Source organism: Phreatobacter sp., assembly GCF_030691135.1.
In the GTDB taxonomy this organism is placed as follows: domain Bacteria; phylum Pseudomonadota; class Alphaproteobacteria; order Rhizobiales; family Phreatobacteraceae; genus Phreatobacter.
The window spans coordinates 1-10,312 of the sequence record NZ_JAUYFA010000041.1 but is presented as its reverse complement, the minus strand read 5'-3'; the positions used below and the strand labels follow the sequence as shown (position 1 = coordinate 10,312).

Genomic DNA, 10,312 nt, shown 5'->3' with positions numbered 1-10,312 from the left:
CCGGCGGCATCGGCGCCGGGCGCGCAGGCTCGGCACGAACGGGCTCTGGACGAACGGGCTCAGGGCGAACAGGCTCGGGACGGATCGGCTCCGATCGGATCGGGGCCAGCGGCATGTCGAGATTGACCGGCCGCGCCGGAGCCGGCTCGCCGGCGGCCTGGCGTGCCGTTTCGCGCAGGGACGGGCGCTGCTGCGGCATCGGCGGTTCCGGCTCGACATAGGCCGGTGCGGGCGGGGCCTCGCGCAGGGACGTGGCCTGGACGGGCATGCCGCGGACGATCGAGGTCTCGACCACGACGTCCGTCGGGCCGCCGAGGAGAAGCAGGTGCTCGACATTGTCGCGACGGATCAGCACGAGCTTGCGGCGCTGGTCGACGTCGGCATAGTCGAGCACGGCGAGGCGGGGCTGGCGGCCACGGCCGCCGGATCCGATGCCAAGGCCCCGGCCGCGGATCAGGCGGAAAATCCAGGCCGTCAGGCCGATCAGCACCAGGACCGCCGCGAAGGCGACGATGAAGGTGGCTGCGAGGGGCGCGTTGGGACCGAGCAGATTGGTGAGAAAGTTCATCGAGACCGATCCCATGGCATTTCGGACGCCCGCCCCGGAAGAGCGCGCGTTAAATCTATGTTGAGGTTAACAGACCCGGCAAGCCTTGCCGACTTCCACCTCGCCGGATGGTTAACCCGGCGGGGCAGAGGTTGAAAGTCCCTTAACAGTTAACCGGTCGTTAACCATGAACCCGGCATCCTTTGCCTATCGACGGGGCGAGGGGGATTCCATGGCGACGAGCGACGTGCCGATCTTTTCCATGCTCCGCGAACGGATGCGCTGGCATCAGGACCGGCAGAAGATACTCGCGGAAAATGTCGCCAATGCGGACACGCCGGGATTTCGCTCGCGCGACCTCAGGGCTCCCAATTTCGACCGCATGGCCCGCGGCTATGCCACAGCGAACGCGACCGCCGGCGCCAGCATCGGTGCCGGGCCGATGCGCACCGACCCGCGTCATATCCAGACGGCCTCCAGTTCCCAGACACGATTCGACGTGCGGCGCGACACCGGACTGGTGGCGACGCCCGAGGGCAACAGGGTCAATCTCGAGGACGAGATGCTGAAGGTCGCGCAGAACCAGATGGATTACCAGGCGGTCGCCGGGCTCTACCAGCGCTCGCTGGGGCTCATCCGCACCGCCATCGGCAAGAGAGGCTGAGGAGACAGCGCATGTCCATGGACTTCCTCAAATCGATCCGAATCGCCTCCGGTGGCATGCGCGCGCAGGCCGGCCGGATGCGCATCACTGCGGAAAACATCGCCAATTCCAATTCGACGGCGCAGACGCCGGGCGGCGATCCCTACCGGCGCCGCGTTCCGACGTTCCGCACCTCCTTCGACCGCGAGCTGCAGGCCACCACCGTGCAGCTCGGCCCGGTGCGCCAGCAGCAGGGCGAGTTCCGCACGCGCTTCGATCCGCAGCATCCGGCAGCCGACCCGCGCGGCTACGTCAAGATCCCCAACGTCAACTCGCTGGTGGAGAGCATGGACCTTCGCGAGGCCCAGCGCAGCTACGAAGCCAATCTCAACGTGGTCACCTCCACCCGGCGGATGATCCAGCGCACCATCGAACTGCTGAGAAGCTGAGATCATGTCGTCCTCCTCCATCGCAGCCAATGCCTATGCGACAGCCGCCCGCCTGTTCTCTCCGGCGTCGGGGGGCACCGCCACGGCCGGCCAGGGCAACGGCTTCGGCGAGTTGCTGCGCGGTGCCGTGCAGAACCTCGACCAGACCGCCCGCACCACCGACCAGCGCAGCCGGGCGATGGCCAACGGCCGCGCCGACCTCATCGACGTGGTGACGGCGGTGGCGGAGACGGAGGTCGCGATCGAATCGCTCGTGGCGGTGCGCGACAAGGTCGTGCAGTCCTACGAGGAAATCATGCGGATGCAGATCTAGGAAACGGCCATGAATCCCGCAGATATTCTCGATGTCGCCCGCGACGGCATCCTCACGGTGATCCTGGTCTCGGCGCCGCTCATGGTGGTCGGCCTGGTGGTCGGTGTCCTCGTCTCGCTGGTCCAGGCGCTGACGCAGGTCCAGGAACAGACCCTGGTCTTCGTGCCGAAGATCCTGGCGATCTTCGCCACCCTCATCATCGCGCTGCCGTTCATGGGCGACATGATGTACGGCGTCACGGCGCGCATCATGGCCAGGGTGGTCTCCGGCGGGTGAATCAGCTTTGATCGGCTGGGCCAAGGCCCGCCGCGCTCCGGCCAGCTCCAGGAGGGGCTCCCCCTCGTGACCGTCCCGATCACCCCGGAACTGATGGTCGTCTTCCTGCTCGTCTTCGCGCGGGTCGGCACCATGATGGCGCTGATGCCGGGGCTGGGAGAGCGTTCCCTGCCGATGCGGGTCAGGCTCGGCATCGCCCTGCTCCTGACGCTCGTGCTGTTTCCGCTGCACCGGCCGCTCTACGACATCGACATCGGCCGTCCGGGCGGCGTCCTCATGGTGCTGTTCATGGAGATGGCGGTGGGCTTCACCCTCGGCATGGCGGCGCGCATCGCGGTGTCGGCGCTGCTGACGGCGGGCGTCGTCATCGCCCAGGCGATGGGCATCGGCTTCGCCATGCAGGTCGATCCGACGCAGGGCCAGCAGGGCGCGGTGATCGGCACGTTCCTGTCGCTGGTCGGCCTGGCGCTGGTCTTCGCCACCGACCTGCATCACCTCATCATCGCGGCGATCTCCGACAGCTTCACCATCATCCGGCCCGGTCAGCTGCCGGCCTCGGGGGATGCGGCGCAGTTCCTGACCATGGTGATGGCCCGCTCCTTCGTCATCGCCATCCAGCTGTCGGCGCCGTTCCTGGTCTTCGCGCTGGTCTTCAACATCGGCCTCGGCGTCCTGTCGAAGCTGATGCCGCAGATGCAGGTCTTCTTCATCGCCATGCCGGTGACCATCGGCGTCGGCTTCTTCATCCTCCTTCTCGTCCTGTCGGTCATGATGTCCCACTACATGGGCAGTCTCGAAGCGATCCTGGGCGAGTTGGCGGTCAACCGGAGGTAGCCGGTGGCCGAGGGAGAGGACAAGGACCAGAAAACACTCGACCCGACGCAGAAGAAGCTCGAAGACGCGCTGAACAAGGGCGACGTCGCCAAGAGCCAGGACCTCGTCGCGTGGTTTCTCCTGTTCGCGTCCACCCTGATCATCGCGACCATGGCGGCCGGGTCGGCCAGCGGGCTCGCGGTGCCGCTGAAGAACCTCATCGCCAACGCCGACCTCGTCACCATCGACCGCTCTGCGCTCATGCAGCTGATGATGTCGCTGATCCTCGCCATCGTCGTGGCGGTGGGCCTGCCGATGCTCGGGCTCTTCCTCACCGGCGTCGGCGCCAATCTGGTGCAACACCGGCTGGTCTTCTCGGGCGAGAGCCTGAAGCCCAAAATGTCGAAGATCTCGCCGATCGCCGGCTTCAAGCGGATCTTCGGCCTCGATGCCATCGTCAATTTCGTCAAGGGCCTCGCCAAGATCCTGATCCTCGGCGTCGTCATCTTCGCAGTGCTGTGGCCGCAGCGCGGGACCATCGACAGCCTGGTGCGCATGGATGTCGAGATGCTCCTGCCGCACACGTTCACGATCGTGATGACGGTGCTGATCGCGGTGGTGGCGATCCTGGCGATCACCGCGCTCGCCGACTTCGTCTACCAGTACCGGCGCTGGTACAACCGGCAGAAAATGTCGTTCCAGGACCTCAAGGAGGAGTTCAAGCAGTCGGACGGCAATCCCGAGGTCAAGGGCAAGATCAAGCAGCTGCGCCGCGAGCGCTCGCGCAAGCGCATGATGGCGAACGTGCCGACCGCCACCGTCGTCGTCACCAACCCGACCCATTATGCGGTGGCGCTGAAATACGAGGCCGGCATGGTGGCCCCGGTCTGCGTCGCCAAGGGCATGGACCAGATCGCGCTCAAGATCCGCGAACTGGCGACCGCCAACGACGTGCCGATTGTCGAGAACGTGCCGCTGGCCCGGGCGCTGCACGCCAGCGTCGAGGTCGACCAGCCGATCCAGGAGGAGCATTTCCGCGCGGTGGCGGAGGTGATCGGCTACGTGATGCGCCTGAAGGGGCAGCTGAGCTAGCGCGGGGCCGAAGCAAATTGCGCATGCCGCGCCTGTCGCCGCCCTTGCCTCGCGGACGGCGAAGCGGCACCACTAGGAAGCGAGAATCGGACCTGGATTCTCGCTGACCCTGACCAACGGCTCTTCCCTGCCATGGCCTTCGCCGAAAAGAACATCCGCACCGACCGTGCGCCCCCGGCCCTCGCCGCGGCGCGCCGTGCGGTCGACCGCTCCGAGCAGTCCGGCTCGACCGCCATGGTGCTGGTCGTCGCCGTGGTCCTGGTCGGGGCCGCCCTGTTCTTCCTGATGATCGGCCGTGAAAACGCCTATCCCTATGTGATCGGGCTTCTCGCCAGCCTTGCGGTCTGCGGCGTCTTCTCGCTCTTCGCCTATGCCTCCGGCATCCTGCGCTTCGCCAGCGAGGACAACCGCAACGATTTCACCAAGGCGATGGTCGACAGCGCCGGCGAGGCGGTGGTGGTGAGCGATCCCTCGGGCCGCGTCCTCTACGCCAACCCGGCCTATCTCGCCATGACGGGGGCCACCGGCGACGAGGACGTCCGCGCCGTCGAACGGGCCTTCACCGGCGCTCCCGAGGTTTCCGAGGCCATCTACCGGCTGTCGCAGGCCGCCCGCGAGGGGCGCCGCCACCAGGAGGAGGTGCGCCGCGCCGAGGCCGAGGATGCCCGCTGGCTGCGCCTCAGGGTGCGCCCGATGACCGGGGAGGGGGCCGCACGCATCAAAGGCGTCGGCCGTGCCAGCGTCTGGACCGTCGAGGACATCACCCGCGACCGGCAGAGCGCCGAGAGCGCCTTCGAGACGCTGCAGAAGGCGATCGACTTCCTCGACCATGCCCCCGCCGGCTTCTTCTCCATGGAGCCGAGCGGCGATATCGCCTACATGAACGCGACGCTGGCCGGCTGGCTCGACCACGACCTGACCGAGGTCGGCCCCGGCGGCCTCGCCCTCGCCGACATCCTCGCCGCCGATGCCGCGGCCCTCCTGCGCACCGTCCCGGCCAAGCCGTCCGAGGTGACGACGGCGACCTTCGATCTCGACCTGAAGCGCCGCTCCGGCGAGGCGCTGCCGGTGCGCCTGCTGCACAAGGTCGCCTTCTCGGCCGACGGCACGCCGGGTGCCTCGCGGACGCTGGTCATCAACCGTGGCCGGTCCGCCGACAGCGGCGACAGCCTCCGGGCCGCTGAGGTGCGGTTCGCCCGCTTCTTCAATTCCTCGCCGCTCGCCATCGCGACCGTCGACCGCGAGGGCCATGTCGGCCGCGCCAACCCGATCTTCGCCCGCATGCTCGCCGATGTCGCTCCGGCGACCCAGGCGGGCCCGCGCTCCATCCTGTCGCTGGTCAAGGAGAGCTCGCGCCCGGCCCTGACCCAGGCGATCGGCGAGGCGGCGGCCGGCAAGGGCGACCTCGCCGCTGTCGACGGCGCGCTGCAGGGCAATGCCAACCGCTTCTGCCATTTCTTCGTCGCTCCGGTGGATGATCCCGAGCAGCCGGGCGAGGCGGCCATCGTCTATGCGGTGGAGACGACCGAGCTGCGCCAGCTGCAGGAGCAGTTCGCCCAGTCGCAGAAGATGAACGCGGTCGGGCAGCTCGCCGGCGGCGTCGCCCACGATTTCAACAATGTGCTGCAGGCGATCATCGGCCATGCCGACCTGCTGCTGATGGACCACAAGCCGGCGGACCCGTCGTTCAACGACGTCATGCAGATCAAGCAGAACGCCAACCGCGCGGCGAGCCTGGTGCGCCAGCTCCTCGCCTTCTCGCGCAAGCAGACGCTGCGTCCGCAGGTCGTCCAGCTCGGCGACGTCCTGTCCGATCTGTCGATGCTGCTGCGCCGCTCCCTCGGCGAGCGCGTCGGGCTCGACATGATCCACGGCCGTGACCTCTGGCCGATCCGCGCCGACGTGACCCAGCTCGAGCAGGTGATCCTCAACCTCGCGGTCAATGCCCGCGACGCCATGCCGGACGGCGGCAAGCTGACCATCCGCACCGCCAATGTCCCGGCCGCCGACATCGCCCGCCATCGCTCCAAGGACGACCCGGTGGACATGCCGGAGAGCGATGCCGTCATGATCGAGGTGACCGACACCGGCACCGGCATTCCCGACGACATCAAGCAGAAGATCTTCGACCCGTTCTTCTCGACCAAGGAGGTCGGCAAGGGCACCGGCCTCGGCCTCTCGACGGTCTATGGCATCGTCAAGCAGTCCGGCGGCTATGTCTTCGTCGACACCGAGGTCGGCCGCGGCACCGTCTTCCGCGTCTTCCTGCCGCGCCATGTCGAGAGCGCCGAGCCGGCCGTGCCGGAGCCGGCACCTTTGGCCCTGCAGACGCCTGCCGCCCCGGCAGCGATGCTCGTCGCCGGCGGGCCGGACGGCAGCGCCGCACCGTCGACCGAGCCGCCCCCGGCGCCGGTTACGGCAGCGCCGGCGGCCCCTGCCGCTTCGCCGCCGCGCGACGATGCCGGAGCCGGCACGATCCTGCTGGTCGAGGACGAGGAGGCGGTACGCGCCTTCGCCTCCCGGGCTCTCGCCTCGCGCGGCTACACGGTCCTCGAGGCCGGCTCCGGCGTCGAGGCGCTGGAGGTGATGGCCGAGCATGGTGGTACGGTGGATCTCGTCGTCTCCGACGTCGTCATGCCGGAGATGAACGGCCCGACCCTGCTCGGCGAGCTGCGCAAGACCAATCCCGGCATCAAGGTCATCTTCGTCTCCGGCTATGCCGAGGAGGCCTTCAAGAACGACCTTCCGGAAGGCCAGGCCTTCGCCTTCCTGCCCAAGCCCTTCTCGCTCAAACAGCTCATCGAGGCGGTGAAGGAACAGGCGAAAAGCTGACTGGCGGGCGCGGCCGGCCGGGACTAGGCTGTTCCGATGTCGGCCCATTCCGCCCAGCCGCTGATCGCCCTCGATGCCGTCGTCGTCGACACGGAAACGACGGGGCTCGATCCTGCCAAGGCGCGCATCGTGCAGATCGGCGCCGTCACCCTCAGCCAGGGCCGGCTGGTGCGGGAGGACCGGTTCGAGTTCCTGGTCGATCCGGGCGTGCCGATCCCCGCCACCGCCACCGCCATCCACGGTATCGGCGACGCCGACGTGGCCGGAGCTGCGGCCTTCGCCGAAGCCTTCGAGGCCTTCGAGCTGTTCCGCCGGGGCCGCCCGCTGATCGGCCATACGATCGGCTACGACCTCGCCCTGTTCCGCGGCGAATGCCAGCGCGCCGGCCGCGTCTACGAACCGCCGCCCTCGCTCTGCACGCGCCTTCTCGGTGAGCTCTGCTTCCCCTCGCTTGCCGGCTATTCGCTGGAAATCCTCGCCAGCCGGCTCGGCGTCACGCTCGACGACGGCGGTCGGCACGATGCGGTGGGCGATGCGGAGAGCGCCGGCACCATCTTCGTCGGGCTGCTGCCCGTCCTCAAGGACAAGGGCGTGCGCACCGTCGGCGAGGCCCATGCCGCCTGCCGGCTACTGACCGGGGCGCTGGACGGCTTCGCCCGCGCCGGCTGGGTCGAGCCGCAGGGGCTCGTGCCGCGCACCGTCGAGGAAGCGGCGCTGGCGCGGATCGATCCCTACCCGTTCCGCCACCGCGTCGGCGACGTCATGGGCCGGCCGCCGCTGGTCGCGCCGCCGGGGACGACGGTGGCGGAGGCGGCGCGCATCATGATGGACCGGCGTGTCTCCTCGGTCTTCGTCGCCGGCTCCGACATGCCCTTCGCGGCGGAAGCCGGCATCCTGACCGAGCGTGACGTCATGCGGGCGGTGACGTCTGGTGGCGCTGCCGCGCTGGAACGGCCGGTCGCGGATTTCGCCTCACGGCCGCTGGAGAGCGTCGCGGCGACGGATTTCGTCTATCGCGCCATCGGCCGGATGGACCGGCTGAAGGTGCGCCACCTCGCGGTGACCGACGAGGGCGGGCGGATCGTCGGCGCCCTGTCGGCGCGCGACCTGTTGCGGATGCGGGCGAGCGACGCCCTGATGCTGGGCGATGCGATCGCCGCTTCCCGGGGCGCGCCGGCGCTGGCGGCGGCCTTCGCCCGGATGCCGGAGGTCGCCCGCCGGCTGATCCAGGAGGAGGTCGCGGCCACCGCGATCGCCGCCGTGGTCAGCCACGAGATCGGCGCGCTGACGGCGAGCGCCGCCCGCGAGGCCGAGGCGATGATGCTGGCCGAGGGCGCCGGCCCGCCGCCGGTCGCCTATGCGGTGCTGGTCCTGGGCTCGGTGGGGCGCGGCGAGAGCCTTCTGGCCGCCGACCAGGACAATGCGGTGGTGACCGCCGTTCCCGACGATCCGGAAGCCGCCGACCGCTGGTTCGCGCGGTTCGGCGTGCATCTCTCCGACGTGCTCGACGCCGCCGGCGTCGTCTATTGCAAGGGCGGGGTGATGGCCCGCAATCCCGGCTTCCGCGGCTCGATCGACGACTGGCGGGCGCGTATCGCCGGCTGGATCGCCAAGACCCGGCCGGAAGACCTCCTCGCCGTCGACATCGTCTTCGACTTCCGCGCCGTCCACGGCGACATGGCGCTTGCCGCGATGCTGTTCGACGAGGCCTACGAGGCGGCGCACCAGGCGCCGATGCTGGCGAAGCTCCTGGCCGAACAGATCGGCGCCCATCGCCCGCCGCTGACCCTGTTCGGCGGCTTCAAGCTCAGCGAGGGGCGGATCGACCTGAAGATCGGCGGCCTGTTCCCGGTGGTGGCGGCGGCGCGCTGCCTGGCGCTGCGCCACGACATCCGGCTGCGTTCGACCCGCGAAAGGCTGGAGGCGCTGCGCGACAAGAAGATCGGCGCCGCGGAGGACCTGACCCGCTGGATGGAGGCCCACGGCGTGCTGGTGGACGCCATCCTGCGCCAGCAGGTGGCCGATCTCGGCGCGGGGCGCCCGCCGGGCAACCGCGTCGATCCCGCCATTCTCGACCGGGCCGGCCAGGCGCGGCTGAAGGCGGCGATCCACGCCCTCGGCCATGTCGGCGATACGGTGAAGGACCTGCTGTTCTCGGCGTGAGGCGCGTCAGCGGCAGTTGCGGGCGATGATCTCGTTCCAGTCGACGATGGACCCCTCCATCTGCCCGATATTCTCCTGGCGGTGCCGGCCGTGGGTGCAGCGGCCGAACACGAGCGATGCCCGGCGCATGACCTCGACATGGCTGCGGAAGACCGTGCAGCGCTGCGGCACCGGCGCCGACTGCGTGGCGGCGAGCCGCTCGGTGGTCTGGCGCAGGCGGATCTCGGTGAGGACCAGGTCCGCCTCGCAGCGGCCGGTATCCTGGCTGGCGAGCGCCAATAGGGCCGGCGTGCCGGCGCTGCCGCCGGCCCGTGCCGGCCAGGCGGTGATCACCATGGCGAGGAAGGCGATGACGGTGGCCGCCACCAGCGAGGAGGCGATCAGGCCCAGCGTATGGGCGTCGGCGCTGGTGGCGCGGGCGGAGGCGATGGTGACGTGCGGGCTGCGCATGGCGAGGGGCTCCGGGATGGCGGCAGCAATGCGCCGCGCCCGTTTCGCCGGGATTTCAGCCGGGGATCGCCATGTTTCCGCTCAGAAACAGCCCGGCCACACCCGCTCCGACCTGGTCAATGCCTCACCCGAGATTGAGCTCCTTGAAGAAGTCGTTGCCCTTGTCGTCGACGACGATGAAGGCGGGGAAGTCCTCGACCTCGATCTTCCAGATCGCCTCCATGCCGAGCTCGGGATATTCGAGCACCTCGACCTTCTTGATGCAGTCCTGGGCGAGGCGGGCGGCCGGTCCGCCGATCGAGCCGAGATAGAAGCCGCCATGCTTGGCGCAGGCCTCGCGGACCTCGCGGGAGCGGTTGCCCTTGGCGAGCATGACCATGGAGCCGCCGGCGGCCTGGAACTGGTCGACGAAGCCGTCCATGCGGCCGGCCGTCGTCGGGCCGAAGGAGCCGGAGGCATAGCCCACGGGGGTCTTGGCCGGACCGGCATAATAGACCGGGTGGTTCTTGAAATAGTCCGGCATCGGCTCGCCACGGTCGAGCCGGTCGCGGATCTTGGCATGGGCGGAGTCGCGGGCGACGATCATCGGGCCGGTGAGCTGGACGCGGGTCTTGATCGGGTGCTTCGACAGCGTCTCGAGGATCTCCGACATCGGCCGGGTCAGGTCGATCCTGACGACGCCGCCGCCGAGGGCGGCCTCGTCGATCTCCGGCAGGTACTGGGCCGGGTGATGC

10 protein-coding genes and 1 pseudogene are annotated in these 10,312 nt (G+C 69.1%); 8 read left to right on the top strand and 3 right to left on the bottom strand.

The annotated features are described in order from the left end of the window. Positions 1–568 (bottom strand): annotated as a pseudogene (locus tag Q8O26_RS07485) (flagellar biosynthetic protein FliO); the annotation flags it as partial. Between the two features lie 211 nt (positions 569–779). On the opposite strand from Q8O26_RS07485, the gene flgB reads away from it, so the two are divergent. The 8 genes from flgB to Q8O26_RS07445 all read left to right on the top strand — a co-directional run bounded on the left by flgB (position 780) and on the right by Q8O26_RS07445 (position 9,128). Then, on the top strand, positions 780–1,211 hold the full coding sequence (flgB, locus tag Q8O26_RS07480) for a flagellar basal body rod protein FlgB (RefSeq protein WP_305574877.1): 432 nt from the start codon (positions 780–782) through the stop codon (positions 1,209–1,211). Positions 1,212–1,228: 17 nt separating this feature from the next. Further along, entirely contained in the window at positions 1,229–1,639 is a 411-nt protein-coding gene (gene flgC / locus Q8O26_RS07475) for a flagellar basal body rod protein FlgC (RefSeq protein ID WP_305574880.1), read from the top strand. Positions 1,640–1,643: 4 nt separating this feature from the next. Continuing rightward, a complete protein-coding gene (gene fliE, locus Q8O26_RS07470; protein ID WP_305574876.1) occupies positions 1,644–1,952 on the top strand; it encodes a flagellar hook-basal body complex protein FliE in 309 nt (102 codons plus the stop codon). Between the two features lie 9 nt (positions 1,953–1,961). Next, positions 1,962–2,228: a flagellar biosynthesis protein FliQ gene (fliQ, locus tag Q8O26_RS07465; RefSeq protein WP_305574875.1), complete on the top strand. Its 267-nt coding sequence runs from the start codon at positions 1,962–1,964 to the stop codon at positions 2,226–2,228. Positions 2,229–2,321: 93 nt separating this feature from the next. Further along, positions 2,322–3,062 carry a flagellar biosynthetic protein FliR gene (fliR, locus tag Q8O26_RS07460; protein ID WP_305574879.1) on the top strand — a complete coding sequence of 247 codons (741 nt, stop codon included), beginning with the start codon at positions 2,322–2,324 and terminating at the stop codon, positions 3,060–3,062. A 3-nt stretch (positions 3,063–3,065) separates the two neighbouring features. Continuing rightward, positions 3,066–4,133 carry a flagellar biosynthesis protein FlhB gene (gene flhB / locus Q8O26_RS07455; RefSeq protein ID WP_305574874.1) on the top strand — a complete coding sequence of 356 codons (1,068 nt, stop codon included), beginning with the start codon at positions 3,066–3,068 and terminating at the stop codon, positions 4,131–4,133. Positions 4,134–4,265: 132 nt separating this feature from the next. Then, positions 4,266–6,965: a cell cycle histidine kinase CckA gene (gene cckA / locus Q8O26_RS07450; protein ID WP_305574873.1), complete on the top strand. Its 2,700-nt coding sequence runs from the start codon at positions 4,266–4,268 to the stop codon at positions 6,963–6,965. 36 nt (positions 6,966–7,001) lie between these two features. Continuing rightward, on the top strand, positions 7,002–9,128 hold the full coding sequence (locus Q8O26_RS07445; RefSeq protein WP_305574872.1) for a DUF294 nucleotidyltransferase-like domain-containing protein: 2,127 nt from the start codon (positions 7,002–7,004) through the stop codon (positions 9,126–9,128). Between the two features lie 6 nt (positions 9,129–9,134). Here Q8O26_RS07445 and Q8O26_RS07440 read toward each other — a convergent pair whose 3' ends face one another. Together Q8O26_RS07440 and Q8O26_RS07435 are read right to left on the bottom strand one after the other, a co-directional pair. Beyond that, complete coding sequence (locus Q8O26_RS07440; protein WP_305574871.1) at positions 9,135–9,578, bottom strand: hypothetical protein; 444 nt, start codon at positions 9,576–9,578, stop codon at positions 9,135–9,137. A gap of 124 nt (positions 9,579–9,702) precedes the next feature. Further along, positions 9,703–10,312: FumA C-terminus/TtdB family hydratase beta subunit (locus Q8O26_RS07435; protein WP_305574870.1), on the bottom strand; the 610-nt coding region annotated here is incomplete at its 5' end.

Excerpts from the sequence above, each read along its gene's own strand:
- fliE (WP_305574876.1), top strand. The coding sequence starts at position 1,644 with ATGTCGTCCTCCTCCATCGCAGCCAATGCCTATGCGACAGCCGCCCGC.
- fliQ (WP_305574875.1), top strand. The coding sequence starts at position 1,962 with ATGAATCCCGCAGATATTCTCGATGTCGCCCGCGACGGCATCCTCACG.
- Q8O26_RS07445 (WP_305574872.1), top strand. The coding sequence starts at position 7,002 with ATGTCGGCCCATTCCGCCCAGCCGCTGATCGCCCTCGATGCCGTCGTC.
- flgB (WP_305574877.1), top strand. The coding sequence starts at position 780 with ATGGCGACGAGCGACGTGCCGATCTTTTCCATGCTCCGCGAACGGATG.
- Q8O26_RS07440 (WP_305574871.1), bottom strand. The coding sequence starts at position 9,578 with ATGCGCAGCCCGCACGTCACCATCGCCTCCGCCCGCGCCACCAGCGCC.
- fliR (WP_305574879.1), top strand. The coding sequence starts at position 2,322 with ATGGTCGTCTTCCTGCTCGTCTTCGCGCGGGTCGGCACCATGATGGCG.
- flgC (WP_305574880.1), top strand. The coding sequence starts at position 1,229 with ATGGACTTCCTCAAATCGATCCGAATCGCCTCCGGTGGCATGCGCGCG.
- cckA (WP_305574873.1), top strand. The coding sequence starts at position 4,266 with ATGGCCTTCGCCGAAAAGAACATCCGCACCGACCGTGCGCCCCCGGCC.